The following is a 25896-nucleotide window of genomic DNA, read 5'->3' as shown; positions in this document are numbered from 1 at the left end:
TCCATGTATAGTGCCTGCTCCGTCACTTACTTAAAATAAAATAATTCTCATGAACCTCATCATTCAAGGAAACGACGTTCAGAATAACGATTTACGTGCCATTGCCAAACTTGCGGAAGCCAGCCGGATCGATCGTATCACCGGAGAAGCCTTCCGACTGCTGGATGCTCAACCCCATCCGGATATAACGGAATACTGCGAAGAAGCCAGTCTGGATCATGCCTTCGTCCCATCAGGCAAGAAACTGACTGATTTCGGTCTGATCGCCATGGATATGGATTCGACATTGCTCGCCATCGAATCCATTGATGAAATTGCTGACATGCACAATGTCAAACCGCAAGTTTCTGCCATTACTCAAAGCACCATGCGCGGGGAAATCAGCTTCGCTGAAAGCCTCACCCGCCGCACCGCCCTGCTCGAAGGGCTTCCACAAGAGGCGCTGCAGAAAGTTTATGATGAACGTGTCCGACTGAACCGCGGTGCTGAGAAAATGCTCCAGCGTATGCAGTCTGCAGGTATCAAAACCATGGTGATTTCGGGCGGCTACACCTTTTTCACCGATCGGGTCAAAGACCGCCTCAATCTGGATTATGCATTTGCCAATACTTTCGAAGTGCAGGATGGCAAGCTGACCGGGCGCGTGCTGGGTAATATCATCGGCGCATCCGGCAAAGGAGAAATCCTGAAACGGATACGGGATGAACTCGGACTGAGTAAAGAGCAGGTCATTGCTGTCGGGGATGGTGCCAACGATCTGAAGATGCTGGAGGAATCAGGCGTCGGTATCGCCTTCCATGCAAAACCCATATTGAGGGAAAAAGCGACTTTTTCCCTCAACCATGTCGGACTCGACGGTATCGTCAATCTGTTCGAATAATCTGATCGTCCCCCTGTTGCGGCTGTGATCCGGGGCGGACGGTTTCAATAACCAGGCTCATACATCAGGGTGTACACATACGTTTCCAGGTCATCAGGTAGATCCACGCCGGCCAGTCCCTCCTGACGGGCCACCTGACAAACCTTGACGGCGATCTTTTGTGAAACATCGCGTACCCGGGCAATCTCCGGATAAATCGATCCACGTTCGATTTCTTCAGGTAACACACAATTCGCCAGTTCTTCGGCCGTGGCCAGAAACATATGCTCAACGACCAGACGTGCATGGCTGGCCACCATCCCCAGCCCGATTCCAGGGTAGATATACACATTATTTCCCTGCGCCGGGTAACGGGTTCGTCCATCCAGCGTGACCGGAGCAAATGGACTGCCACTTGCAAAAACAGCGCGTCCATCACTCCACCGGTACGCCTGGTCAGCAGTACATTCCGTATGTGAGGTTGGATTGGAAAGTGCGATGATCACCGGATGTTCCTGACATCGTGCCATTTGACGAATCGCGATCTCATCGAATGCGCCTGCAGTTCCCGTTGCACCGATCAGTACGTCCGGCCGGATAGCGGTAATTGCACCCACGAAATCCATTGCGGCATGTTCACTGGCAAAGGATCGGACACGCGGCTTGATCTCTTCCCGAACAGTCACCACCAGGCCCTGCCTGTCCACGAAACTGATTCTGGAACGAGCTTCAGCTTCACTCAATCCAGCCATCATGAATGCTGACAACAACAGTTCAGCGACACCGGTTGCGGCCGAACCCGTTCCCAGCAGCATGATTTTCAGATCAACAAATGGTTTGTGCGTAATCCGGCAGGAAGCATAAATACCCGCCAGCGTAACCGCAGCCGTTCCCTGAATATCGTCATTGAAACATCGAACCGACCCGGCATAACGATCCAGCAATCTGAATGCATTCTGACTGCTGAAATCCTCGAACTGGATCAATGCCTGCGGAAATTTATTCTGTACGGCCGCCACGAATTCCTCCACCAGTGACAGATAATCCTGACCAGTCAGCCGCGGACGCGGGTAACCCAGATACAGTGGATCTTCCCGCAGTATCTGATTACTGGTACCCACATCCAGCATGACCGGCATACAGTACTCGGGACGAATGCCGGCGCAAGCCACATACAAAGCCATTTTCCCGATCGGTATTCCCATACCGTTTGCGCCCAGATCTCCAAGCCCGAGGATGCGCTCTCCATCGGTGACGACGATGATCCGCACATCATTCTCCGGCCAGTTCTCAAACAAAGGCAGGATTTTTCCCCGATCTTCCGGAGTAATGTAAAACCCCTGCGGTTTTCTGAAAATCTGTGTGAACTTCATGCAAGCTTCACCTACGGTGGGCGTATAGACCAGGGGCATGATTTCACCAATATAGTCGATCAGCGTGCGATAAAACAGCCGCTGGTTCCGTTCGAGCAGGTCGTTCAAATATCCGTACTTCTCGATATTGCTGTTCTTACTGCGCAGATTGGCCAGTACCCGCTGCTGCTGTTTCCCGATATCCGTCACACTATATGGCAGCAATCCCTGCAAACCATAGCGTTCGCGTTCCTCCCGGGTGAAAGCAGTGGATTTATTTTGTACAGGATCATTCAGTAATGCTTTACCTCGCAACGGCTTCATTTTGTATTCCCCCGCCAGGCTATTGATGTCAATATTGCTCTTCCGGTTACCTGCTTCTCTCCAGACTTCATCCGGCCTCGATTTCAACCGGAGTACCGGCTGACACCCGTTCAAACAGATCGAGCAGATCATGGTTATGCATCCGTATGCAGCCGATCGATCCGGGTTTGCCCATCTCGGCACTATCGGGGCTGCCGTGAATATAGATATAACGCCGCATGGTATCGACCGGCCCCAGGCGATTGAACCCCGGTTCACATCCTGAAAGCCATAAGATACGTGTCAGAATCCAGTCACGATTCAGGTTGCGGGCGGCCAGTTCAGGTGTATAAATCTCTCCAGTGGGACGCCGCCGGACAAATACGGTATTGACCGGTGCGCCCTGCCCGATTTTGGCACGGACGATATGTTTACCCAACGGCGTGCAGTAACTGCCACGCTCTTGCCCTGTACCATTTTTTGCGGAAGAAACCGAATAGCGCCTGACAATCTGTCCTGCAGCATCCAGCAGAGTCATTTGTTGCAGTAAAATATTGACGATGATTTTCATGATGTATTCCGCTCTTTGATGCCACGCTTTGCGATGAAAAACTGTTTCAGCAAAGTGCCTGCTTCATCGGCCAGTACTCCCTGGCTCACCATCAGATGATGATTGAGCCGGGTATCGGCAGGCAGATCGAGCAGGCTGCCACATACACCAGTCTTGGGGTCATTCGCAGCGTAAACCAGCCGCGTGATTCTGGCATGAAACATCGCTCCGATGCACATCACGCAGGGTTCGAGTGTGACATACAATGTACACCCCGGCAGGCGGTAATTCCCCACCCTACTGGCAGCATCACGCAGCGCTCTGATTTCAGCATGCGCTGTCGGGTCTACTGTCGTAACCGGGCAGTTGTGCCCACAGCCTACGATTCGGCTCTCTCTGACCATTACCGCACCGACCGGCACTTCTCCCGCAGCACCTGCCACACGAGCAAGATCGAGCGCCTGGCGCATGAAATACTCATCTTCCGTTTGAACCGGGACTCGAACTCCCTGTATTTTCATCAGTTCTTTTATGCTAAATTGCCTGCAGATAACCTCGGATCGAACCATGAACCCTACCAGACAACCAAACGATACTCCTGGTGATACCCCCATCCGCCAGGCCGCAGAGGAATTGCGCACCTTGCGCGATCTGCTGCGATTCACAGTAAGTTATTTCAACCGCTCCGATCTTTTCCTGGGACATGGTCTGCCGACCGCCTATGATGAAGCCGCTTATCTGATCCTGCATACACTGCATCTGAGTGCCGATCAACTGGAGCCGTTTATGGATGCTACGCTGACCCGCAACGAACGTGATCAGATTCTTCGCATCATTGAACGGCGCGTGAATGAAAAAATCCCGGTGGCCTATCTGGCGCATGAAGCCTGGCTGGGCGATTTCAATTTCTACGTCGACGAACGTGTCCTCATACCGCGTTCATTCATTGCCGAACTGCTGCAAGACCACCTCGCTCCCTGGGTGATGGATCCGTACGACATCGGCACCGCACTCGATCTGTGTACCGGCTCCGGCTGCCTCGCCATTTTATTGGCACATGCCTTCGAGCAAGCACAAATCGACGCAGTGGATATTTCCTCCGATGCGCTGGATGTTGCATCCATCAATGTCAGAAATTATGATCTGATAAACCGGGTCGGCCTGATCCAATCGGATCTTTTTGCAGAGCTGCAAGGCAAGCGATACGATCTGATCATCAGCAATCCCCCCTACGTCAATGCTGCATCCATGGCCATGCTACCTGAAGAGTACCATCACGAACCCTCTGTTGCGCTTGCTGGTGGATCGGACGGACTGGATATCATTCGCCGGATTTTCAAAGAAGCTGCTCATCATTTAACCGAAGACGGGCTGCTGATCATGGAAATCGGCCATAATCAGGCCGAAGTCGAACGGGCATTTCCCCAACTGCCCTGTACCTGGCTGGAGACCAGTTCCGGAGATCAGTTCGTTCTCATGGTCAGGAGCGGCGACCTGCCTGCATAGAAGGAGGTTTATCCGGAATTCCGGCACCCGGCTGACTGACCAGCTTCAATAACTGCTCCACTTCTATATCCATCAGCTCAATCCACATACCGCGCTTGAGTCGGGGTGGCAGATTGACAGGACCAAACCTGACACGAATCAGGCGGCTGACCGTCAATCCCAGTGCTTCGAACATCCGACGTACTTCACGGTTTCTGCCTTCTTTCAGCATGATGCGATACCAGTGATTCGTTCCCGTTCCGCCTTCATCGAGCAACTGATCGAATTTTGCCAGACCATCTTCCAGTTCGATACCGGTAGTGAGGCGAGTAATCTGTTCCGGGGTCAGTTCGCCAACGATACGTACTGCGTACTCCCGCTCCATCTGGTAACGCGGATGCATCAGGTGATTGGCCAGGGTACCATCCGTCGTAAAAATCAGCAGCCCGCTGGTATTGAAATCCAGCCTGCCTATCGCTATCCATTTTGAAGATCGTATGTGCGGCAGTTTGTCAAATACCGATGGCCGTCCCTGCGGGTCACGCACACTGACGATCTCGCCTTCCGGCTTATGATAAATGATGACTCGTGGTAAAAGCGCGGCGAGCCTGAACCGGATAATTTTTCCGTCTATCCGTATCATGTCACCAGGTCCGGCACGATCACCGGGTTTGGCCGTCACTCCATTGATACTCACGCGCCCGGCAGCGATCATGTCTTCGATTTCCCGACGTGAACCCAGTCCGTTACGTGCCAGCAGCTTTTGCAATCTGCTGGTTTCAATAGCAGCAGGCGCAGCACCGGATTGTTTCGAGGCGGGAGATGCTTTGCGTATGCGCCGGGGTTTCTGGTTCTTCAGCCGATCAGCCGACATGACGATAAATCCTGTGTTTGAGCCGGCCCGTCAGGAATACGTGACCAGATTTAGTTCAGAAAGGGAATTTCATTCCCGCGGGTAATCCCAAACCGCCGGCCACACTCGCCATTTTTTCCTGTGTTACGGTTTCCACTCGGCGCACCGCATCATTCACGGCAGCGGCCACCAGATCCTCCAGCATTTCCTTGTCATCACCGATCAGGCTGCTGTCGATATTGACCCGTTTCACATCATAGCGACAGGTCATGGTCACTTTGACCATCCCTGCTCCCGCCTGACCTTCTACCTCTATCGCCGCCAGCTTTTCCTGCATGGCCTTCATATTTTCCTGCATTTGCTGGGCCTGCTTCATCAGATTACCCAAATTGGCTTTCATCAATTTAAAATCTCCGTTAGTCGATCGGTTTAATGGAAGAAACATTTAATCTGGCATCGAACTGTTCGATCAGCTCCTGCACGTAGGGATCTGATTCAATCGCTTCAACTGCCTTGGATTGCCTGGCAAGTTTGTCACGATCCTGCAGCGCAGCCGAAGTCACACCAGTAATACTACCCTGGGAAAAAATCACTTCGACTGGTTTGCCAAAGTGAATTTCGAGCTGAGATCTCAATCTGTCCTGGTAGGATTTTTCCAGCAGATGTTTATGCATTTCTGCAACATACAACTCGATTCTGCTTTCTGAGAAAGATTTTGCCTCACTGTATTGCGCCAGCATTCGCGTCATCCCGCTCAGTTTGAGCTGGTTCACCAGCGCAAGCCAGGCTTCATTTGGAGATTGATCTGACACTGGCTTCGCCTCCCGGGGGCAGGACGGTGCTTCAACTTTCACTTCACGCGCGTGATCCGTACCGGTATCTGCATAGGCTCTGCCAGGTTGCCGGGAATCCGGCATAAAAGCCAGCATCCGCATCAGTGTCATGGTAAAGCCACTGTATTCGTCCGGCGCATGGGCGAGATCGGTGCGCCCGTGCAGTACAATCTGATAAAACAATTGGATATCCTCGGGACTGAACCGTTTTGTCAGTGCAAGCAGTCTGTCACCGTCCGGCTGTGTTTCATCGAGCATCTGTGGGATGACCTGTGCTGTTGCCAGACGATGAAGCAACGCTGCCAGATCCTGCAAAGCCTGGTCGAACGATACACTTGCTGCTTCCAGCTGATCTGCAATGGCAAATATCGCTGCGCCATTCTGCTCTGCCAGTGCTTCCAGCAATGCAAATATATGATCCTGATCCAGCACTCCCAGCATCGCACGGGTATCTGATTCATTCACTACGCTATTACCGAATGCAATAGCCTGATCGAGCAAACTCAACGCATCACGCAGACTGCCTTTTGCAGCCTGTGCCAGCAATCTCAAGCCAGCAGCATCCGCAGGAATCCCTTCCATGGAAAGAATCTCGGTCAGGCGCTCCACAATCAGGGAAGGAGGTATCTGCTTCAGATTGAATTGCAGACAGCGTGACAACACGGTCACGGGAATCTTCTGGGGATCGGTAGTTGCAAGAATGAATTTGACGTGTTCCGGCGGCTCTTCCAGTGTTTTAAGCATTGCATTGAATGCCGATCTGGAAAGCATGTGGACCTCGTCGATCAGATAGACCTTATAGCGTGCGGCAACCGGTGCATATTGCGCATTATCCAGCAGTTCCCGCATGGCATCCACTTGAGTATTGGAGGCTGCATCCAGCTCGATCAGATCAATGAAATTTCCCTGGTCGATCGCCATACAGGCTGCACATTTCCCGCAAGGTGCAGCCGTAACCCCCTGCTCACAATTCAATGCCTTCGCCAGTATTCTGGCTACTGTTGTTTTGCCGACTCCGCGTGTACCCGTAAACAGATAGGCGTGATGCAGCCGGTTCTGTTCCATCGAGTTGATCAGCGCTCTGACAACATGTTCTTGTCCGACCAGCTCCGAAAAATCTTTGGGACGCCACTTGCGGGCAAGTACCTGAGAATCCGTCAAGGTTTTCTATCGAAAAGATGATTATTGCGATCAGGATGATGGCGAAACTGCCGGGAAACAAATCTGCAATTGTACTAATTCCATTCCCAAATCAAAAATGACACGAAGGCGAGCCGCAGACAGTATAAATAATACGGCTAGGCGAAGCCGACAAAGTTAGTTTTGATTTAGAAATGGAATAATACGGGTGGCGAGCCGAACCCCCGGCACTTGCGAAAAATAGCTGTGGCTGCTTCCTTCCGGATCTGACCAGATTCACTACCTCACAATGCGGGGAGGCCCGCCAAGCGCTCATTCTACCTCAAGCGGCCGCTTGAATACAGCTTGTTTTACAGCTGCGAGAATTGGTATACCTTGACACCACAATAATGGAAGCAGCCATCACTTCTACATTCATCCAAGTCTTATGATCCGTGTACCAGCCACCCTGTCGTGCAGGAATTGCCGATTACGATCAAACAAAGCCCATAATAGCCCAAACCCCAGAAAACTGATGCCTATTACTGCCATCAGGTAACGAACCATGGCCTGCTGTGTAGTGACTTTTCCATTATTTGCAGAAACAAGGCGTAATTTCCAGGTCTGCATGGCCAGAGTCTGGCCACTGTGTGTCCAGAACCAGATAAAGTAAATACCACCGACAATTAACAGGTAAAACTGGAACAGCGGCCTGAAGTATTCGGCTGTGGGATCTCGAAAAAGGAGATGAAACAGGAAGGCAGCGATGAACCATACTCCTAGTAACAGTAAGGACTCATAAGCCAATGCCAGCATACGACGCCAGAAACCTGGTACTGATCCTTCCATCAGCACATCCCCTTATGCTGGTTATTTGTTTCACTCTGAAATTTCATATATTGGAATAGGCGTATCGCTACCAGGCTGACCAGAAAACAGACTGAGTCAGCTCAGCTTGCGACAGACCCATAATGCAGCGGTGAACAGCAATACGGCGCCTGCCTGATGTGCTGCAGCAAATGTCAGCGGAACCGACAGCAACAGTGTGGTGATCCCCAGTGCAACTTGAGTACATAGCATAATCAGCAGCAGATGACAGGCTAGCCGACCAGACCACGATAAAGATAATTGTCTTGCTTTGAACCAGAATAATGGAATAGTAAACATCAGCAGCCAGGCGATCATACGATGATCAAACTGTACCGTAGTAATATTATCGAAGAAGTTCCGGTACCAGGGCTCCAGTACGAATAAGGCAGGAGGAATAAAAAAACCATCCATCAGGGGAAATGTATTGTACGCTTTCCCGGCGTGAATCCCTGCTACCAGTCCGCCGGACAACACCATAAAAAATATCAGTCCGGTCAGTATCCTGGCAAATCGTCCGAGCTTGCGCACAGATGCAGGATCTGCTGAATGCGTATTCACTGGAGAGAGTAGGCCGGTTGCCACCCAGAACATGGCTGCATAAATAATGAAGGCAAGACCAAGGTGTGCGGTCAACCGGTATTGACTGACATAGACATTATCCGCTAATCCACTCATGACCATGTACCAGCCCATTAAACCCTGCAGGCCACCCAGTACAAATATACCCAGCAGCTTGGTACCAAGCACACGATCAACGCGCTTGCGCACCATGAAATAGACAAACGGGACGAAATAAACCAAACCGATCAGACGACCAAGTAAACGGTGAAAATACTCCCACCAGAATATGCCCTTGAATTCATCCAGCGTCATGCCTTTGTTAATCTGCTCATACTGCGGAATCTGACGATATTTTTCCAGCAGAATCTCCCAGTCTCCCTGACTGATGGGCGGGATAGTTCCTACTATGGGTTTCCACTCAACGATAGACAACCCGGAACCTGTCAGACGTGTTACCCCCCCAACAACGACCATGGCAAATACCAGCGCACAGCAAATCAGCAGCCAAATCGCAATGGAAGTATGGTTTTGAGTATTCTTATCGAAAATTACAGAAGTTACGGAGTGATATGAACTTGTTTGCATAAATATCAATCAGAGGAGCGTCGTATACGCAACAAACGCTGCTTGTCACGCTCCCATTCCTTACGTTTTTCAGTTTCGCGTTTGTCGTATTGTTTTTTGCCTCGCGCGAGGCCAATTTCCAGCTTGATTCTACCTGATTTATAATGCATATCTAGCGGAATCAGGGTATATCCGGCACGTTCCACCTTACCGATGAGCTCTCTTATTTGTGATGCATGCAACAACAGTTTGCGCGTTTTAACCGGATCAGGATTTACATGAGTTGACGCCGTTGCTAATGGACTTATATGGCTCCCGATAAGAAACAACTCACCTTTGCGGATCAGTATATAGGCTTCTTTCAACTGAGCTCGTCCAGCGCGGATTGCTTTAACCTCCCATCCTTCAAGCACAATGCCGGCCTCATACTTTTCCTCGATAAAATAATCGTGAAAAGCTTTTTTATTTTGCACAATGCTCATCGAGTACAACGGAAAGAAAATTTGCTTATGAAAAATTTTCGTTTAGTGTATCAGTTTTTAGTATCCTTACGCCCTGAATAAGGGAATATGGCGTTATGGCTGAAATAGAAAAAACAGTACTGGTAGGTTATTCAGCGAGTCAGATGTTTCGTCTGGTGGATACGGTAGAAAACTATCCGGATTTTCTACCGTGGTGTTCAGGTGCTTCAATGAAGCTTATGGAAGATAATGAAACGGCACAGGCAACCGTTCATATTGATTATCATCACATCAAGCATAGCTTTACCACAAAGAACACACGCCATCCGCCCGAACTGATCAAAATGGAACTCGTGGAAGGACCCTTCGAAAAACTGAACGGCTATTGGCGATTTATCCCTTTGTCGGAGAATGCCTGTAAGATCGAGTTCCAATTACATTACACATTCTCACATAAATTGCTTGAGAAACTGGTTGGCCCGGTATTTTATGTCATTGCTAATAATTTTGTAGAAGCCTTTGTAGAACAAGCAGAAAAAATTTATGGTCCCAGCATCTAGGAAGGAATCAATCACCATAGAAGTCGCCTTTGCACTTCCTCAACGACAATTCCTCAGGCGACTTCAAGTTCCAATGGGTACTTCAATGTACCAGGCAATCAAACTTTCCGGCGTAGAGAATTTCTATCCTGGAAGTGATAGTACCGCACTCAAAACAGGGATCCATGGGAAAATCACCGACCCGGAAACAATCCTCCATCAGAATGACCGTATCGAAATATACAGGCCTCTCGTTATCGATCCAAAAGAAAAGCGCAGACTGAAATCAGATCGTCTTACAAAGGGGCAAAAATAGAGGTTACCAGAGAGAGTTACTGTAGCCCTGGTTAAAAGTATTGTAGCAATATCGATGCGGTATTTTGGTGCCGCAGAGAGGAGTCGAACCTCCGACTTGCTGATTACGAATCAGCTACTCTACCAACTGAGTTACTGCGGCTCGCGGGAAATATTTATATTAATTGCTGACTTCTAGCAAAAATATTTTATTACTGAATTTCAATTGTAGAAATTAAAAACACCCCAACTCATCATTTATCAAAAATTCTGAACTGGGGCGATTTATCCGGCAACTTGGTTAACTACGTATAAAGAAGCAGGTCCAAACAGATTCTAAATGAGAAGATAATTACTTAATCTGCTGAATCATTAGAAATGATGCCAGCTTCAGGTCTATCCAACAATTCTACGATAGCCATTGGGGCATTATCACCTCTCCTGAAACCACACTTTAGGATCCTTATATAGCCTCCATTCCGGTTTTGGTAGCGAGGCCCCAACTCAGAGAATATCTTAATTACATTATCTCTATTTCTCAGTCTGTCAAACGCCAAGCGCTTGCCTGCAAGCGAGGGATTCTTACCCAAAGTAATCACCGGTTCAACGACACGTCGAAGTTCTTTAGCTTTTGGAAGCGTAGTTTTAATAATTTCATGTTCAAGTAATGAATTTGTAAGATTCCTGAACATAGCCAACCGATGGCTTGAAGTACGGTTTAACTTCCGTAAACCATTACGATGACGCATGACCGGGTTCCTTTATATAGTTTTCCAAATTAGCTGGTGGCCAATTTTCTAATTTCATACCCAAGGATAAATCACGAGAAGCAAGAACTTCTTTAATTTCATTAAGTGACTTCCTTCCCAAATTAGGAGTACGAAGTAGCTCTGCCTCAGTTCGTTGAATCAAATCACCAATATAAAAAATATTCTCGACTTTCAAACAGTTTGCAGAACGTACTGTAAGTTCCAAATCATCAACTGGACGTAATAGTATAGGGTCGATGACAGGTGCTTTTGGCTGTTCTGTCGGCAGCGGTGTACTTTCAAGGTCTGCGAAGAAAGAAAACTGCTCAACCAAGACCTTGGCCGCATACCGTATCGCTTCTTCAGGATCTACCGAACCATTTGTCTCTATGTCGATAATCAGCTTATCTAGATCAGTTCTTTGTTCAACACGAGCACTTTCCACAGCGTAACTTACACGTCTGATCGGACTGAAAGAAGCATCTAACAGAATATCCCCAATCGAAGAAGAACTTTTATCCTCTTTACTGCGATTAGCAGAAGGCCAATAACCCCTCCCCTTTTCAACAGTAATTTGAGCCTCAATTTTACCGCCACTGGTAATATGAGCAATCACATGATCAGGGTTTACTATTTCTACATCATGAGTAGCTTCAATATCACCCGCTGTGACAATACCTTCCGAACTTTTCTTCAGGGTAAGAACTGACTGAGTCTTATTATTGTGAAGTTTAAGAACCACCCCTTTCAAGTTCAGTATCAGATCAACAACATCCTCTTGTAAACCATCTATTGTTGAATATTCATGAACTACTCCGCTAATGCTGACTTTGGTTGGTGCACAACCAGGAATGGAAGATAGCAATACTCTTCGCAACGCATTACCCAAAGTATAGCCAAAACCATGCTCAAAAGGCTCCATTACGACCTTCGCATGCAAAGGTGAAATATTATGTACCTCTACAATCCTAGGTGTCAGAAAACTATTCGATGACATAAATACGCCAATATATAAAAAAGTGCCAACTACTTGGAATAAAGTTCCACAACTAAAGATTCGTTAATTGTCGAAGATAAATCACTACGCTCAGGCTTACTCTTATAAAGGCCCTTGAGGTTATCAAAATCCACCTCCAGCCAAGATGGAATGCTACGACGTTTGGCTGCTTCGATAGAAGCTTTGATTCTCAAATAGCTCTTTGCATGTTCAGCAATTTCAATAAGATCACCAGGCTCAACTAAATGAGATGGGATATTTGCTCTTTTTCCGTTCAATAGAACGCAGTTATGCCTTACTATCTGCCTTGCTTCTGATCTGGAAGATCCAAATCCCATATTATAGGCGACATTATCAAGACGGCTTTCCAGAAGCTGTAATAAATTGTCACCTGTAACACCTTTTTGTTTATCAGCTCGCTTATAAACATTACGGAACTGGTTCTCAAGCAGTCCATAAATTCTTCTTATTTTCTGCTTTTCCCTGAGCTGCACTGCGTAATCAGACAACCTTACCTTCTTTTGTCCATGTTGCCCAGGTGGATAATTCCTTCGTTCTATGGGGCACTTATCACTAAAACACTTATCCCCCTTGAGAAACAGCTTTTCACCTTCACGACGACACTGACGACACTTTGGATTTATATTTCTGGCCACAAATTTTCTCCTTCTTAGATACGACGTTTCTTAGGCGGCCTACATCCATTGTGAGGTATGGGTGTCACATCGGTTATGCTGGTAATTTTAAAACCTGTAGCGTTGAGAGCTCGTACAGCAGAGTCACGACCCGGCCCGGGCCCTTTTACTCTTACCTCCAAATTTTTAACGCCGTATTCCAGCGCTGCCCTGCCTGCATGTTCTGCAGCAACTTGTGCTGCAAATGGGGTGCTTTTACGCGAACCCTTAAATCCCACCCCGCCCGATGTTGCCCAAGAAAGAGCATTCCCTTGACGATCAGAAATAGTCACGATTGTGTTATTGAAGGAGGCGTGAATATGCGCCACCCCCTCAACAACATTTTTTTTAACTTTTTTACGAATTTTTAATGAAGGCTTTACCATTAATTTCTTTGTTTAAGAAGTATATTAGAAACAATTTTTATTACTTTGCACCTATCGCTTTACGTGGCCCTTTTCTGGTTCGAGCATTGGTTTTAGTTCTCTGACCTCGTACCGGCAAACCACGACGATGTCTCAATCCCCGATAACTGCCAAGGTCTATCAATCTTTTGATATTCATCGAGATCTCTCTACGTAGATCCCCCTCAACAATCAATTTTGAAACCGATTCTCTTAATTCATCTAGCTTAATATCTTCCAAATCTTTAAGCTTAATAAAAGGTGGAATCTGCAAATCAGAACAAATTTTACGAGCTGTCGTGTTCCCTATTCCATAAATTGCTGTCAATGCTATATTGACATGCTTGTTACTAGGTAAATTAACACCTGCTATACGAGCCATTTTTCCTACCCTAACATAAAATACTAAATTCAGCCTTGACGTTGTTTATGCCTAGCATCAACACAAATAACACGCACAACACCATACCGCCTTATTATTTTGCAATTCCTACATATTTTTTTGATTGATGCACGAACTTTCATAAAATACTCACTATATATTTATACTATCAAAAGTTGGATTAAGTTTTATTTAGTCCGAAAGGTTATCCGAGCTCTCGTTAAATCATAAGGTGTCAAATCAACCGTTACCTTATCTCCTGGTAGTATCCGGATATAATTCATCCTCATCTTACCCGAGATATGACCTAACACAATATGACCATTTTCTAACTTTATCCTGAAAGTAGCATTCGGGAGTGTTTCTATAACCTCACCCTGCATTTGTATAGTTTCTTCTTTAGCCATTAAAAACCTATCGCGAGAAACTACTGCCACCAGCCTTAAAATTGGCTTTCTTTAATAAACTTTCATATTGGCCAGACATCACATGAGACTGAACTTGAGCCATGAAATCCATCGTAACTACTACTATGATTAATAGCGATGTTCCACCAAAATAAAATGGAACATTCCACTTCAGAATCATAAACTCTGGTAGCAGACAAACCAATGTGACATATATTGAGCCAATCAATGTAAGTCTCAACATAATACGTTCTATATACCTTGTGGTTTGATCTCCAGGCCTTATTCCAGGTATAAAGGCACCGCTCTTTTTCAGGTTATCAGCCGTTTCTTTTGGATTAAAAACAAGTGCAGTATAAAAAAAACAAAAGAAAATAATTAAAGCAGCGTATAGCGCAACATAGATAGGCTGCCCCGGTGTCAACGCGCTGCTAAAATCTTTCAACCAGTCCAATGATAGACTATCCGAGAACCAACCAGCCAACGTAGCAGGGAATAGAATGATACTTGAAGCAAATATCGGTGGTATGACTCCAGACATATTCAGCTTTAATGGTAAATGCGAGGATTGACCACCCATAACTTGCTTACCAACCTGCCTTTTCGCGTAATTAACCAAAATTTTACGCTGGCCACGCTCAATGAATACAACAAAATACGTTATTGCTATTGCAGCAACAAAAATGAACAATGCTGTAAGAAAATGCATTGCACCAGTATTCACTAATTCTAAAGTACCACCAATAGCACTTGGAAGCCCTGCTGCGATTCCTGCAAAAATTATCAGTGAAATGCCATTTCCGATGCCACGTTCAGTAATCTGTTCTCCTAGCCACATAAGAAACATGGTTCCAGTTACAAGAGTAATAACCGTTGTAACAACAAAATAAAAACCAGGCTGAATCACTAAGCCAGGTTGTGATTGCAGCGCAATAGAGATTCCGTAACTTTGCAATGTAGAAAGGAATAACGTACCGTAACGAGTATATTGTGTAATCTTTTTCCTTCCAGATTCACCTTCTTTTTTCAAAGACTCCAAATAAGGCACTGCTACAGTACCCAACTGCATAATGATCGATGCAGATATATACGGCATGATGCCAAGAGCAAATATAGAGAACCTCGACAGTGCACCCCCAGAGAACATGTTAAACATACCAAGAATCCCGCCTTCCTGGGAGTCAAACAGATCTTTCAAAACAACGGGATCAATCCCCGGAACAGGGGCATGAGCACCAATACGGTATACTATCAGAGCTAATACTAAGAACCAGAACCGTTTCTTTAGATCGTAGAATCTATCAGTCAAAGCAGCTTTAGATTTAGACACCATTTACATCTTTTACAGTTAGTTCAACCAAACCACCCATTTGCTCTACCGCTTCTTTTGCTCCACGCGAAATTATCAAGTCTTTTATCTTAATCGCACGTTTAATTAATTGATTACCAAGAATAATCTTAACTGGATCATTTATATTTTTTATCAAGCCATGATCATATAAAACACTCGGATTAAACTCACTTAAATCAATTAGCTGCAAGGTAGAGAGCTTAATCTCCCTCACCTGTTTTTTACCATAAACAGTAAAGCCTCTCTTTGGCAATCGACGTTGCAATGGCATTTGCCCGCCCTCGAAACCAACTTTATGAAAGCCGCCAGCACGAGATTTCTGTCCTTTGTGCCCTCTTCCACATGTTTTACCAAGCCCAGAGCCTATTCCCCGACCCACACGCCTTTTAGGCTTAGCAGATCCAATACCAGGTTTTATTGTATTAAGCTTCACGTTATTCCTCTACTTTTAGTAGATAGGCCGTTTTGTTGATCATTCCTCTTATTGATGGATGATCACACAGAGAAACTGTATGGTTCAACCTTCTTAACCCCATACCTTTGATGACCAATCTATGACTATGCCTTGTACCAATCAAACTTTTTACCAAGGTTACCTTTATAGTTTTTCGCTTTTCCATTTACTTCAAGCCCCAGTAATCTCGTCAATGCTTTTTCCTCTTTTAGCAGCAATCATTGCAGGCGTTTGAACTTTGCTTAATCCATCCAAGGTAGCACGTACAATATTATAAGGATTTGTGGAGCCCAAGCACTTAGCTAAAATATTATGAACTCCCATCACTTCAAAAATCGCTCTCATTGGCCCTCCGGCGATAATACCTGTACCTTCTGAAGCTGGTTGCATATATACTCTAGCTGCACCATGTCGCCCAATTACAGAGTGGTGAAGCGTCCCATTTATCAGGTTAACTCTAACCATGCGCTGTCGAGCTTCATCCATTGCTTTTTGAACAGCAAGAGGCACCTCTCGCGATTTTCCTTTGCCCATACCAACACTACCTTTTCCATCACCAACTACTGTCAACGCTGCAAAACCAAGAATCCTTCCACCTTTTACCACTTTGGTGACACGATTGACAGAAACCATTTTTTCTTTCAATCCATCTGTTTTTACCTCATCTGGGGTTTTAGTATTAGCAGATTTAGTTGTTTTCGTCACCTTGATTACCTCTAGTTTAAAACTTCATACCGGCTGATCTGGCTGCATCAGCAAGAGCTTTTATTCGACCATGATACTTAAAACCTGATCTATCAAATGCTACTTCATAAATTTGAGATTCAATAGATTTTTTTGCTACTAAGTGTCCTACATACTTAGCTGCCTCAATTGTTCCGCCGCTTGGATACTGCTTCTTCACTTCAGCTTCAACCGTAGAAGCACTAACAATCACACGATTTGAAGAAGGGTCTAAAATCTGAGCATAAATATGATTATTGCTCTTATGAACAGATAATCTAAACTGCCTTGAGTTTCCTATTTTAATTCTAGTCGCTTTGGCTCGCCTTAAACGCATCTGCTTAGTATTTAACAACATTACAAGCCCCTACTTTATTTTTTCTTAGTCTCTTTAATCGTAACTTTCTCATCGAAATAACGTATCCCCTTACCTTTATAAGGTTCAGGACGTCGATACGATCTCACCTCTGCCGCAACCTGTCCTACCTTCTGTTTATCTATTCCCTTAATCAAAATTTCGGTCGTGCTCGGTGTTTCAACCTTAATACCTTCTGGAACCGTATAAGCAACCGGATGAGAGAAACCTAAATTTAAATTAAGAATATTACCAGCTGCCTGAGCTTTATATCCAACTCCAATAATAAGCAGTTTTTTTTCAAATCCGGCTGTTACACCTTTTATCATATTGGATATAAGAGCCTTAAGGGTACCAACTATCGACTTAGTTTGCTTTGTAGCATTTAAAGCCTCAATCGTTAACTGATCAGAACTCACAACAATTTTAGCATTGTGTGCATCAATAGCTTGAAATAAACTGCCCAATGGGCCTTTTATAAATACGCCAAACTCGGTCAACTGAACTTCTACAGATTTTGGTATCTCTATAGGTTTTGTCGTTACAAAAACTGATGACATTGATAATTACCTCAAGTAACCACACACAATAACTCACCACCAACGCCAGCCATCCTCGCTGTACGTTCTGTCATAACTCCCTTGGAAGTTGACACTATTGCTACCCCCAAACCATTCATTACCCTCGGCAAATCATTCTTTGATTTATAACTTCTCAATCCAGGTTTACTTACCCGGCTAATTGAGGTAATAACAGGTTCACCATTAAAATATTTAAGAATTACGCTAATGGATGGCTTCTTATGATTGGGATCTTCTTGAAAATTCTCAATATACCCCTCTTCTTTCAATATTTTCAAAATTGCTTTCTTTAATTTTGAAGAAGGCATTTTTATTTCTTTCTGCTCAGCCGATTGAGCATTTCTTATACGCGTAAGCATATCGGCTATAGGATCAGTCATGCACATATATACACCATTCTACTCTTCATTTACGGGAAACCAACTAATTACGAGTTTAATCTCTTCGCAACTCAATTATTACCAACTTGCTTTTATAAGTCCTGGAATTTCACCACGCATGGCTATCTCACGCAGCTTGATTCGGCCCAAACCAAATTTACTAAATACTCCCCTTGGTCTCCCAGTTAAAGCACAACGTTGCCGCAACCTAACCGGACTGGCATTTCTGGGTAATTTCTGAAGAAGATCTCTAGCTGATGCTTTAGCCTCAATATCAGATCCTGCATCTCTCAATATAGAAACTATCTCTGCACGACGTGCAGCGTACTTATTAACAGTTTTTAATCTTTTCAAATTCCGGTTTACAATTGACTTTTTTGCCACGATACATCCCTTAATTTTTAAACGGAAATTTAAAAGCTGATAAAAGTGCTCTAGCTTCTTGGTCAGTCTTGGCAGTTGTAGTAACAGTAATATTTAAACCACGCACTTTATCAATCTTATCGTAATCAATCTCAGGAAAGATAATCTGCTCTTTGATTCCCATATTAAAATTTCCACGCCCATCAAATCCCTTGACCTGAATTCCCCTAAAATCACGAATACGCGGAATCGCAACGTTAACAAGACGATCTAAAAATTCGTACATTTTTACACCCCGTAAAGTTACTTTACAGCCAACGGGGTAACCTTGCCTTACCTTGAAAGTGGCAATTGACTTCCTGGCCTTGGTCACAACAGGCTTCTGCGCCGAAATTTTTTCCAAATCACTAACAGCATTTTCTATAATTTTCTTGTCTGTGGATGCCTCACCAACACCCATATTCAAGGTAATTTTAGTAATTTTGGGAACCTCCATTACAGTCTTATAATTAAACTTCTGTGTAAGTTCCTTAGTAACCGTATCTCTATAATATTCTAGCAATCGTGCCATTTCTCTATCCACTTTTATGAATCTATCAAAGTACCATCAGATTTAAAATACCGTACTTTATTACCTGATTCATTAAATCTAAAGCCCACTCTATCAGCTTTGTTTTTTTCGGGATTGAAGATTGCAATATTTGAAATATGCAGAGGTTTCTCAGTTTCTACAATCCCACCAGCAATATTTCTGTTAGGATTAGGTTTGATATGAGATTTAACTTTATTTACCTCTCTCACTATTACCCTTTCAGTACTTTGAAATCGGATGACTGTAGATTGCTTACCTTTATCCTTGCCTGCTATGACAATTACACTGTCACCTTTTCTAATTTTCTTCATGACCTATAAATTCCCCTTTATATAACTTCAGGAGCAAGTGAAACAATCTTCATGAATTTTGCCGTACGGAGCTCCCGTGTAACCGGACCAAAAATCCTAGTACCTATTGGCTCTAACTTATTATTCAGGATTACTGCTGCGTTAGTATCAAATTTGACTAAAGAGCCATCAGCTCTACGAATTCCCTTTGCAGTACGCACGATAACTGCATTATATACTTCGCCCCTTTTAATACGTCCCCGTGGAGCAGCATCTTTTACAGCGACCTTGATAACATCACCGATCCCGGCAAACCTTCTTTTTGAACCGCCCAAGACTTTAATACACATCACTGTACGTGCCCCAGTGTTATCAGCCACTTTCAGTAATGATTGCATCTGAATCATGTTTCAGTTTCCTATCTATAATTTGGCTAGTGTATCGACTAACAAACAGAAATTAACCAAGACTCTCAATAAAAATTTCTATCAGTTAACTTTAATTACTCTAACTACCTGCCAAGCCTTAGTTTTTGACTTTGGACGAGTTTCACTTATGGCTACAATATCACCCAGTTTATATTGATTGAGCTCATCATGTGCGTGATATTTACTTGAGCGCGTAACAATTTTTCCATACAGAGGATGTTTTACTTTTCTGTCGATCCTTACCGTTACAGTTTTATCCCTTTTATCACTCACGACCTGTCCAATCAGTGTCTTGCTTTGATTGTCTGAGCTCATAATTGTCCTGTTTTCTCACGAATAATTGTTTTGAGACGCGCAATATCTTTACGAACTTTATTAATCTGGGATACGTTAGCAAGCTGTTGTGTTCTATGTTGCAGTCTTAGGCCAAATTGCGCTCTTCTGAGAGAAAGAAGCTCTTTCCCCAACTCCGACAGATTTTTTTCCCGTAGCTCTTGTACCTTCATTTAAAAATCAACTCCCCAAATGCCGAATTACAAAAGTGGTCTGCATTGGCAGTTTTGCTGCAGCCAACCTAAATGCTTCACGTGCGAGTGACTCATCCACTCCATCCATTTCATAGAGCATTTTACCTGGTTGAATTTCAGCAACGTAATACTCAGGATTCCCCTTACCTTTACCCATCCTTACCTCAGCAGGTTTCTGCGAAACAGGTTTATCCGGGAATACTCTTATCCAGATCCGACCACCTCGTTTAATATGCCGCGTCATAGCCCGCCTTGCGGCCTCAATCTGTCTTGAAGTCAATCTGCCACGACCAATGGCTTTTAACCCAAATTCTCCAAAACTGACTTTTGCCCCTCTTGTTGCTATGCCAGTATTACGACCTTTATGCTGTTTTCTAAATTTGGTTCTGGCGGGTTGTAACATTACATATTTCCTTTGCTATTCCGGGATGTACGATGTTAACTGCAATTTTAAATAGTAAGCGTCTATCAAGATAACTGCAGAGTTAAAAGTTAGTTTTGCCTTTCCTTAATACCAAGTTGCTCACCTTTAAAAACCCATACTTTAACACCAATGATTCCATATGTTGTTCTGGCTTCTGAGGTTCCGTAATCAACTTCTGCACGTAACGTATGAAGTGGCACCCTGCCTTCTCTATACCATTCAGTTCGAGCTATTTCTATACCATTTAATCTGCCGGAACTCATAATTTTTATCCCTTGAGCACCAAGGCGCATAGCATTCTGTATAGCTCTCTTCATCGCCCTTCTGAACATTATTCTTTTTTCGAGCTGCTGAGTAATACTTGCGGCAATAAGCTGCGCATCAATCTCAGGTTTTCGTATTTCCTCTATATTGATGTGCACCGGTACATTCATCAATTTTTCGACATTTCTACGAAGAATCTCTATATCTTCGCCTTTCTTACCTATAACTACACCAGGACGTGACGTATGTATCGTAATCTTCGCATTTTTTGAGGGTCGTTCAATTATGATACTTCCAACTGAAGCATGTGCCAGTTTCTTTTGAAGATATTGCCTAACACTAATGTCTTCATTTAAAAAATCCGAAAACTTCTTTGTATTTGTATACCAACGTGAAGACCAGTTTTTTAAAACTGATAACCTGAACCCAGTTGGATTAATTTTTTGACCCATAAACTATTCACCCTTCTCTTATAAACTTGACTCGTTTTATTTATTCGAAACAGTCAAGAAAATGTTGCACGTGGGTTTCGATATCCGGTTACCCCTCCCTTTCGCACGCGGACTTACACGTTTAAGGGTAGCTCCCTGACCTATGAAAATCTGGCTGATTTTCAATTCATCAATATCTGCACCTTCATTGTGCTCTGCATTTGCTACAGCCGACTCAAGAAGCTTTAAAATAATTGAAGCTCCCTTTTTAGGGCTAAAAGTCAGAAGTCTAATAGCTCGCTCTACCTGTAGTCCACGTATTTGATCTGCAACGAGACGCCCCTTTTGGGCAGATAACCTTACGCTACGTAAAACTGCGGATGTTTCCATATATTATCCTATCGTTTAGATCCAGCCGCCTTCTTATCTCCGGCATGACCTTTAAACGTTCTAGTATGTGAAAATTCACCAAGTTTATGGCCAACCATATTTTCAGTTACAAAAACGGGAACATGCTGCCTACCATTGTGAACTGAAATTGTTAAGCCAATGAAATCGGGAAGTATTGTCGACCTTCTCGACCAGGTTTTGATCGGTTTTTTATCATTATTCTGACGAGCAGATAAAACCTTATTAACAAGATGAAGATCGACAAACGGTCCTTTGGAAACAGATCGGCTCATTTTTTTTAACCTTTCTTAGAATATCTACTACGAACAATCATATTAGATGTCCGTTTATTTTTTCTTGTACGAGACCCTTTCGAAGGAGTTCCCCAAGGACTGACAGGATGTCGTCCTGCAGCTGTTTTACCTTCTCCACCACCGTGCGGATGATCTATAGGATTCATTGCCACGCCACGGACGGTTGGCCTGACTCCTCTCCATCGGATAGCACCTGCTTTACCAATTGACTGCAAATTATGTTCGGAATTGCTTACTTCACCTATCGTGGCTCTGCAGCTTATATGAATTTTTCTAATCTCACCCGACCTTAGTCTGATTTGAGAATAATCACCTTCTTTCGCCATTAGCTGAGCTGATGACCCGGCTGACCGTGCAAGCTGTGCACCTTTCCCTGGTCTCAATTCAATGCAATGTATTACGCTTCCAACAGGTATATTCCGTATAGGCATCGCGTTACCCATCTTAATGGGCGAGCTCGAACCACTTACTAAATACGAGCCGACCTCAATATCTTTTGCCGCAATGATGTACCGCCTTTCGCCATCGGCATAACAAAGCAAAGCTATATAAGCACTTCTATTAGGGTCGTATTCAATACGTTCAACTTTTGCAGGAATATCATCCTTATTTCTACAGAAATCAACTATACGATAATGTTGTTTATGTCCGCCACCAATATGGCGTACCGTTATTCTGCCTGAGTTGTTCCTACCCGCATTCTTTTTCTTTTTTTCCGTTAATGCAGCAAAAGGCTTACCTTTATAGATAAAACTATTTACGGACTTAATTACAGCTCTTCTGCCTGGTGAGGTGGGCTTGGTTTTTCTTAGTGCCATCATTTATCCTCGAATAATTTAACATCAGTAAAGTCTATCTCACGATCCCCTTTAAGACTTACAAATGCTTTTTTCCAATCCGATTTTTGTCCAAGATAACGGCCAAATCTTTTCTTTTTTCCTTTCACATTCACCACTTGCACACTCTTAACCTGAATATTCTGTGATCTCCAAATCTGTTCAATTGCTGATTTAATTTCAGTTTTATTTGCGTCGCGCGAAACATAAAATATGATTTGCTTCGTTTTTTCTGCAATAAAAGTTGATTTTTCGGAAATCTGTGGAGCTTTTATTACTTCTAATGCTCTTTCACTACTTATCGTAATATTTCTCATTGCAGCACATTTTCAATTTTATTGACCGTATCCCGAGTAATAACCACATTGTCATATGCCAGCAAACTAACGGGATCTATTAAATCAACTTCAACCACTTTTAGATTTGGAAGATTTCTGGAAGCCAGATACAGATTGCTATCTATCTCACTGGTAATAATCATCACATTTTCCAGCTGGTAGTTTTTTAATTTCTGCAGACAAACCTTTGTTTTTGGCATCTCTATCTGAAACTCATCAATAGCCACCAACTTGTTATTTCTTAATAATTCTGAAAATATTGTGCACATTCCAGCACGATACATTTTCCGATTTAACTTCTGCTTGAAATTTTCTGTAGGCTTATTTGGAAAAATTTTTCCACCTCCACGCCAGAGTGGGTTGGTCGCGGCACCTGTTCTTGCCCTGCCCGTTCCTTTCTGCCTCCACTGTTTCCGCGTTGAGCCAGTAACATCTGAACGCCCTTTCTGAGCACGTGTTCCCGCTCTCGCGTTCGCCAGATAAGACTTAACTACCTGATGAACCAACGCCTCGTTATAAACCCTGCCAAAAACAGATTCTGATGCTTCTATATCTTCTATTTGTCCGTTTTCGTATATACAAGGAATTTTAACCATTTACTCACACTCATCTGTTGTTATTTACTTGGCTGTTTCACGCCAGGACGTATAAAAACACCATTACCCTTAGATCCTGGAACCGAACCTTTTAAAAATAGTAAACCCCTGCCGGCATCAACACGCACAACCTCTATATTCTGAACAGTACACTGTGCATTCCCTAAATGCCCGGTCATCTTTTTTCCGGGAAATACTCTTCCAGGATCTTGCGCCATACCAATCGAACCAGGAACATTATGTGATCTTGAATTTCCGTGACTGGCTCTGCTTGAAGAAAAATTATGACGCTTTATGGTACCAGCATATCCCTTTCCTATTGATATGCCACATACATCTACCTTCGATCCCACTTCAAAAAGTTCAACACTGATTTCAGATCCAATTTTTATATCACTACCGATATCATGATCAACTCTAAACTCCTTGATCACAGTTCCGGCTTCAACTCCAGCTTGCGAGAAATGTCCTGACAACGCTTTTGTTATCCGATTTTTACGACGATATCCCTGTGTTAGCTGTACCGCCGAATAACCATCTTTTTCTTCTGTTTTAACCTGGACCACACGATTTCCTGATACGTCAAGAACAGTAACGGGTATGCTGTTTCCTGATTCGGTAAATACTCTCGTCATACCTATTTTTTTACCGATTAAACCTAGTTTCATTATTTTCCTCTTTAATGAATCTTTACCTGTTACAGCCAACCATTAAGTTAAAGCTTAATTTCAACATCGACTCCTGCCGGCAAATCAAGCTTCATTAATGCATCAACTGTCTTATCTGTCGGGTCAATAATATCCATTAATCTTAAATGCGTTCTAATCTCAAACTGATCTCGAGAAGTTTTATTTACGTGTGGCGATCGCAAAACATCAAATCGTTCTATACGTGTTGGAAGTGGAACAGGACCCTTGACAACTGCACCTGTACGCTTGGCTGTTTCTACTATTTCAATAGCTGACTTATCTATCAGGCGATAATCAAATGCCTTTAAGCGTATTCGAATTTTTTGATTTTGCATAAAAAACAGATTGTATATTTTTAAAAAGTATCCCTGATCGTTACCACAACCAATCCCAGATTTATTCGATCACTTTAGCGACCACGCCTGCGCCTACGGTACGTCCACCTTCACGGATTGCAAAACGCAGCCCTTCATCCATTGCAATCGGCGCAATCAGATTGACTGTGACCGAGATATTATCCCCGGGCATCACCATCTCAACACCTGCCGGTAACTCAATCGATCCTGTCACATCCGTTGTTCTGAAATAAAACTGTGGGCGATATCCCGCAAAAAATGGTGTATGACGACCACCCTCTTCTTTGCTCAACACATAGATCTCTGCAGTAAACTTGGTGTGTGGCAGTATGCTGCCGGGTTTGGCAAGTACCTGCCCACGCTCCACTTCTTCTCGCTTGGTACCTCTTAACAGGATACCCACGTTATCACCAGCCTGCCCCTGATCCAGCAATTTACGGAACATCTCCACACCGGTACATACTGTCTTGATCGTGGGTTTCAATCCAACGATTTCGATTTCATCACCTACTTTGACTATCCCACGCTCCACACGCCCCGTGACTACGGTCCCACGCCCAGAGATTGAGAAGACGTCTTCCACAGGCATGATGAAAGCCCCATCAATTGCCCTTTCTGGCTCCGGTATATACGAATCCAGTGCCTCTGCCAATTTCAGAATGGCGGCTTCACCAATATCACTCTTATCTCCTTCCAGCGCTTTCAATGCCGAACCAATGATAATAGGTGTGTCGTCACCCGGAAAATCATAGTTGGACAATAGTTCGCGTATCTCCATTTCGACAAGTTCAAGCAATTCAGCATCGTCTACCATGTCCGCTTTGTTCATGAAAACGATGATGTAGGGCACCCCCACTTGCCGAGCCAGCAAAATATGCTCACGCGTTTGCGGCATCGGACCATCAGCTGCTGATACCACCAGAATGGCACCATCCATTTGTGCCGCTCCGGTAATCAT

General features: G+C 44.3%; 42 protein-coding genes, 1 tRNA gene, 1 other RNA gene and 1 pseudogene. 4 read left to right on the top strand and 41 right to left on the bottom strand.

The genetic code is table 11. The features are described 5' to 3' along the window. The first annotated feature begins 49 nt into the window (after positions 1-49). Entirely contained in the window at positions 50-880 is an 831-nt protein-coding gene (gene serB / locus B5D58_RS09200) for a phosphoserine phosphatase SerB (protein ID WP_011111074.1), read from the top strand. A gap of 44 nt (positions 881-924) precedes the next feature. Here the strand turns inward: serB and B5D58_RS09195 are convergent, their stop codons facing one another. The 3 genes from B5D58_RS09195 to tadA all read right to left on the bottom strand — a co-directional run bounded on the left by B5D58_RS09195 (position 925) and on the right by tadA (position 3585). Then, positions 925-2535, bottom strand: coding sequence for an NAD-dependent malic enzyme (locus B5D58_RS09195; RefSeq protein WP_041357003.1), 1611 nt, complete (start codon positions 2533-2535; stop codon positions 925-927). A 67-nt stretch (positions 2536-2602) separates the two neighbouring features. Beyond that, positions 2603-3085, bottom strand: a complete 483-nt coding sequence (locus tag B5D58_RS09190; RefSeq protein WP_041356425.1) for a L,D-transpeptidase — start codon at positions 3083-3085, stop codon at positions 2603-2605. Then, positions 3082-3585 (bottom strand): tRNA adenosine(34) deaminase TadA, encoded by a 504-nt coding sequence (gene tadA, locus B5D58_RS09185; protein ID WP_011111072.1) that lies wholly within the window; start codon positions 3583-3585, stop codon positions 3082-3084. Before tadA ends, B5D58_RS09190 begins: the two co-directional genes overlap by 4 nt. A 46-nt stretch (positions 3586-3631) precedes the next feature. Between tadA and prmB the strand changes: the two genes are divergently transcribed. After that, positions 3632-4570 carry a 50S ribosomal protein L3 N(5)-glutamine methyltransferase gene (gene prmB, locus B5D58_RS09180; protein ID WP_011111071.1) on the top strand — a complete coding sequence of 313 codons (939 nt, stop codon included), beginning with the start codon at positions 3632-3634 and terminating at the stop codon, positions 4568-4570. Here prmB and rluB read toward each other — a convergent pair. The 7 genes from rluB to smpB all read right to left on the bottom strand — a co-directional run bounded on the left by rluB (position 4545) and on the right by smpB (position 9831). Further along, positions 4545-5423 (bottom strand): 23S rRNA pseudouridine(2605) synthase RluB, encoded by an 879-nt coding sequence (gene rluB, locus B5D58_RS09175; protein ID WP_011111070.1) that lies wholly within the window; start codon positions 5421-5423, stop codon positions 4545-4547. The two genes, prmB and rluB, sit on opposite strands and share 26 nt — an antisense overlap. A 55-nt stretch (positions 5424-5478) precedes the next feature. Continuing rightward, positions 5479-5802: a YbaB/EbfC family nucleoid-associated protein gene (locus tag B5D58_RS09170; RefSeq protein ID WP_011111069.1), complete on the bottom strand. Its 324-nt coding sequence runs from the start codon at positions 5800-5802 to the stop codon at positions 5479-5481. 16 nt (positions 5803-5818) lie between these two features. After that, on the bottom strand, positions 5819-7396 hold the full coding sequence (dnaX, locus tag B5D58_RS09165) for a DNA polymerase III subunit gamma/tau (protein ID WP_011111068.1): 1578 nt from the start codon (positions 7394-7396) through the stop codon (positions 5819-5821). 186 nt (positions 7397-7582) lie between these two features. Continuing rightward, positions 7583-7681: signal recognition particle sRNA small type (gene ffs / locus B5D58_RS09160), an RNA gene on the bottom strand. 108 nt (positions 7682-7789) lie between these two features. Beyond that, positions 7790-8203 carry an RDD family protein gene (locus tag B5D58_RS09155; RefSeq protein ID WP_011111067.1) on the bottom strand — a complete coding sequence of 138 codons (414 nt, stop codon included), beginning with the start codon at positions 8201-8203 and terminating at the stop codon, positions 7790-7792. A 96-nt stretch (positions 8204-8299) separates the two neighbouring features. Next, on the bottom strand, positions 8300-9370 hold the full coding sequence (locus tag B5D58_RS09150) for a COX15/CtaA family protein (protein ID WP_041356421.1): 1071 nt from the start codon (positions 9368-9370) through the stop codon (positions 8300-8302). Between the two features lie 5 nt (positions 9371-9375). After that, positions 9376-9831 carry an SsrA-binding protein SmpB gene (gene smpB / locus B5D58_RS09145; RefSeq protein ID WP_011111065.1) on the bottom strand — a complete coding sequence of 152 codons (456 nt, stop codon included), beginning with the start codon at positions 9829-9831 and terminating at the stop codon, positions 9376-9378. Positions 9832-9926: 95 nt separating this feature from the next. Here smpB and B5D58_RS09140 point away from each other — a divergent pair, with 95 nt between their 5' ends. Further along, positions 9927-10370 carry a type II toxin-antitoxin system RatA family toxin gene (locus tag B5D58_RS09140; RefSeq protein ID WP_011111064.1) on the top strand — a complete coding sequence of 148 codons (444 nt, stop codon included), beginning with the start codon at positions 9927-9929 and terminating at the stop codon, positions 10368-10370. After that, positions 10354-10665, top strand: coding sequence for an RnfH family protein (locus B5D58_RS09135; protein WP_011111063.1), 312 nt, complete (start codon positions 10354-10356; stop codon positions 10663-10665). Before B5D58_RS09140 ends, B5D58_RS09135 begins: the two co-directional genes overlap by 17 nt. A gap of 65 nt (positions 10666-10730) precedes the next feature. Here B5D58_RS09135 and B5D58_RS09130 read toward each other — a convergent pair. The 31 genes and pseudogenes from B5D58_RS09130 to tuf all read right to left on the bottom strand — a co-directional run. After that, positions 10731-10806 (bottom strand) — tRNA-Thr (locus B5D58_RS09130). Between the two features lie 193 nt (positions 10807-10999). Continuing rightward, positions 11000-11392: a 50S ribosomal protein L17 gene (gene rplQ, locus B5D58_RS09125; RefSeq protein ID WP_011111062.1), complete on the bottom strand. Its 393-nt coding sequence runs from the start codon at positions 11390-11392 to the stop codon at positions 11000-11002. Further along, positions 11379-12389, bottom strand: a complete 1011-nt coding sequence (locus B5D58_RS09120) for a DNA-directed RNA polymerase subunit alpha (RefSeq protein ID WP_011111061.1) — start codon at positions 12387-12389, stop codon at positions 11379-11381. Before B5D58_RS09120 ends, rplQ begins: the two co-directional genes overlap by 14 nt. Before the next feature lie 29 nt (positions 12390-12418). After that, positions 12419-13045 carry a 30S ribosomal protein S4 gene (rpsD, locus tag B5D58_RS09115; protein WP_011111060.1) on the bottom strand — a complete coding sequence of 209 codons (627 nt, stop codon included), beginning with the start codon at positions 13043-13045 and terminating at the stop codon, positions 12419-12421. 14 nt (positions 13046-13059) lie between these two features. Next, entirely contained in the window at positions 13060-13449 is a 390-nt protein-coding gene (gene rpsK, locus B5D58_RS09110; protein WP_011111059.1) for a 30S ribosomal protein S11, read from the bottom strand. 40 nt (positions 13450-13489) lie between these two features. Next, complete coding sequence (rpsM, locus tag B5D58_RS09105) at positions 13490-13849, bottom strand: 30S ribosomal protein S13 (RefSeq protein ID WP_011111058.1); 360 nt, start codon at positions 13847-13849, stop codon at positions 13490-13492. 29 nt (positions 13850-13878) lie between these two features. Next, a complete protein-coding gene (gene rpmJ / locus B5D58_RS09100) occupies positions 13879-13992 on the bottom strand; it encodes a 50S ribosomal protein L36 (RefSeq protein ID WP_074671290.1) in 114 nt (37 codons plus the stop codon). Positions 13993-14037: 45 nt separating this feature from the next. Next, positions 14038-14256 (bottom strand): translation initiation factor IF-1, encoded by a 219-nt coding sequence (gene infA, locus B5D58_RS09095; RefSeq protein ID WP_011111057.1) that lies wholly within the window; start codon positions 14254-14256, stop codon positions 14038-14040. Positions 14257-14263: 7 nt separating this feature from the next. Next, positions 14264-15589: a preprotein translocase subunit SecY gene (secY, locus tag B5D58_RS09090; RefSeq protein ID WP_011111056.1), complete on the bottom strand. Its 1326-nt coding sequence runs from the start codon at positions 15587-15589 to the stop codon at positions 14264-14266. Continuing rightward, positions 15579-16040: a 50S ribosomal protein L15 gene (rplO, locus tag B5D58_RS09085; RefSeq protein ID WP_011111055.1), complete on the bottom strand. Its 462-nt coding sequence runs from the start codon at positions 16038-16040 to the stop codon at positions 15579-15581. Before rplO ends, secY begins: the two co-directional genes overlap by 11 nt. 1 nt (position 16041) lies before the next feature. Next, the gene (gene rpmD, locus B5D58_RS09080) at positions 16042-16227 is read right to left on the bottom strand and encodes a 50S ribosomal protein L30 (protein WP_011111054.1); all 186 of its coding nucleotides are present in this window, start codon (positions 16225-16227) and stop codon (positions 16042-16044) included. 5 nt (positions 16228-16232) lie between these two features. Then, on the bottom strand, positions 16233-16766 hold the full coding sequence (gene rpsE, locus B5D58_RS09075; RefSeq protein ID WP_011111053.1) for a 30S ribosomal protein S5: 534 nt from the start codon (positions 16764-16766) through the stop codon (positions 16233-16235). Positions 16767-16782: 16 nt separating this feature from the next. Beyond that, a complete protein-coding gene (gene rplR / locus B5D58_RS09070; protein WP_011111052.1) occupies positions 16783-17142 on the bottom strand; it encodes a 50S ribosomal protein L18 in 360 nt (119 codons plus the stop codon). A gap of 14 nt (positions 17143-17156) precedes the next feature. Beyond that, positions 17157-17699: a 50S ribosomal protein L6 gene (gene rplF / locus B5D58_RS09065; RefSeq protein ID WP_011111051.1), complete on the bottom strand. Its 543-nt coding sequence runs from the start codon at positions 17697-17699 to the stop codon at positions 17157-17159. Between the two features lie 11 nt (positions 17700-17710). Beyond that, positions 17711-18106, bottom strand: a complete 396-nt coding sequence (rpsH, locus tag B5D58_RS09060; protein WP_011111050.1) for a 30S ribosomal protein S8 — start codon at positions 18104-18106, stop codon at positions 17711-17713. Positions 18107-18178: 72 nt separating this feature from the next. Beyond that, positions 18179-18484: a 30S ribosomal protein S14 gene (rpsN, locus tag B5D58_RS09055; RefSeq protein WP_011111049.1), complete on the bottom strand. Its 306-nt coding sequence runs from the start codon at positions 18482-18484 to the stop codon at positions 18179-18181. Between the two features lie 10 nt (positions 18485-18494). Further along, on the bottom strand, positions 18495-19034 hold the full coding sequence (gene rplE, locus B5D58_RS09050) for a 50S ribosomal protein L5 (protein ID WP_011111048.1): 540 nt from the start codon (positions 19032-19034) through the stop codon (positions 18495-18497). A 14-nt stretch (positions 19035-19048) separates the two neighbouring features. Next, positions 19049-19366: a 50S ribosomal protein L24 gene (gene rplX / locus B5D58_RS09045; RefSeq protein ID WP_011111047.1), complete on the bottom strand. Its 318-nt coding sequence runs from the start codon at positions 19364-19366 to the stop codon at positions 19049-19051. 17 nt (positions 19367-19383) lie between these two features. Beyond that, a complete protein-coding gene (gene rplN, locus B5D58_RS09040; RefSeq protein ID WP_011111046.1) occupies positions 19384-19752 on the bottom strand; it encodes a 50S ribosomal protein L14 in 369 nt (122 codons plus the stop codon). A gap of 81 nt (positions 19753-19833) precedes the next feature. Beyond that, positions 19834-20088: a 30S ribosomal protein S17 gene (rpsQ, locus tag B5D58_RS09035; RefSeq protein ID WP_011111045.1), complete on the bottom strand. Its 255-nt coding sequence runs from the start codon at positions 20086-20088 to the stop codon at positions 19834-19836. Beyond that, positions 20085-20279, bottom strand: coding sequence for a 50S ribosomal protein L29 (rpmC, locus tag B5D58_RS09030; protein ID WP_011111044.1), 195 nt, complete (start codon positions 20277-20279; stop codon positions 20085-20087). The genes rpsQ and rpmC overlap by 4 nt, the downstream gene beginning before the upstream one ends. Positions 20280-20286: 7 nt before the next feature. Then, positions 20287-20703, bottom strand: a complete 417-nt coding sequence (rplP, locus tag B5D58_RS09025) for a 50S ribosomal protein L16 (RefSeq protein WP_011111043.1) — start codon at positions 20701-20703, stop codon at positions 20287-20289. A 110-nt stretch (positions 20704-20813) separates the two neighbouring features. Then, a pseudogene (rpsC, locus tag B5D58_RS09020) lies at positions 20814-21440 on the bottom strand (30S ribosomal protein S3); the annotation flags it as partial. Between the two features lie 36 nt (positions 21441-21476). After that, on the bottom strand, positions 21477-21809 hold the full coding sequence (gene rplV, locus B5D58_RS09015; protein ID WP_011111041.1) for a 50S ribosomal protein L22: 333 nt from the start codon (positions 21807-21809) through the stop codon (positions 21477-21479). 8 nt (positions 21810-21817) lie between these two features. Continuing rightward, a complete protein-coding gene (rpsS, locus tag B5D58_RS09010; protein WP_011111040.1) occupies positions 21818-22102 on the bottom strand; it encodes a 30S ribosomal protein S19 in 285 nt (94 codons plus the stop codon). A 5-nt stretch (positions 22103-22107) separates the two neighbouring features. Further along, on the bottom strand, positions 22108-22941 hold the full coding sequence (gene rplB, locus B5D58_RS09005) for a 50S ribosomal protein L2 (protein ID WP_041356416.1): 834 nt from the start codon (positions 22939-22941) through the stop codon (positions 22108-22110). Continuing rightward, entirely contained in the window at positions 22941-23276 is a 336-nt protein-coding gene (gene rplW / locus B5D58_RS09000) for a 50S ribosomal protein L23 (RefSeq protein WP_011111038.1), read from the bottom strand. Before rplW ends, rplB begins: the two co-directional genes overlap by 1 nt. Next, a complete protein-coding gene (gene rplD / locus B5D58_RS08995; RefSeq protein WP_011111037.1) occupies positions 23273-23893 on the bottom strand; it encodes a 50S ribosomal protein L4 in 621 nt (206 codons plus the stop codon). Before rplD ends, rplW begins: the two co-directional genes overlap by 4 nt. Positions 23894-23913: 20 nt before the next feature. Next, complete coding sequence (gene rplC, locus B5D58_RS08990) at positions 23914-24600, bottom strand: 50S ribosomal protein L3 (RefSeq protein WP_256335815.1); 687 nt, start codon at positions 24598-24600, stop codon at positions 23914-23916. Positions 24601-24608: 8 nt separating this feature from the next. Then, positions 24609-24917: a 30S ribosomal protein S10 gene (gene rpsJ, locus B5D58_RS08985; RefSeq protein WP_011111035.1), complete on the bottom strand. Its 309-nt coding sequence runs from the start codon at positions 24915-24917 to the stop codon at positions 24609-24611. A gap of 61 nt (positions 24918-24978) precedes the next feature. Beyond that, positions 24979-25896, bottom strand: a 918-nt coding sequence (tuf, locus tag B5D58_RS08980) for an elongation factor Tu (RefSeq protein ID WP_078737673.1), incomplete at its 5' end; no start/stop codon positions are given.

Source organism: Nitrosomonas europaea (assembly GCF_900167395.1).
GTDB lineage: Bacteria > Pseudomonadota > Gammaproteobacteria > Burkholderiales > Nitrosomonadaceae > Nitrosomonas > Nitrosomonas europaea.
The sequence above is the reverse complement of the archived record's forward strand: the minus strand, read 5'-3'. Positions and strand labels throughout refer to the sequence as shown.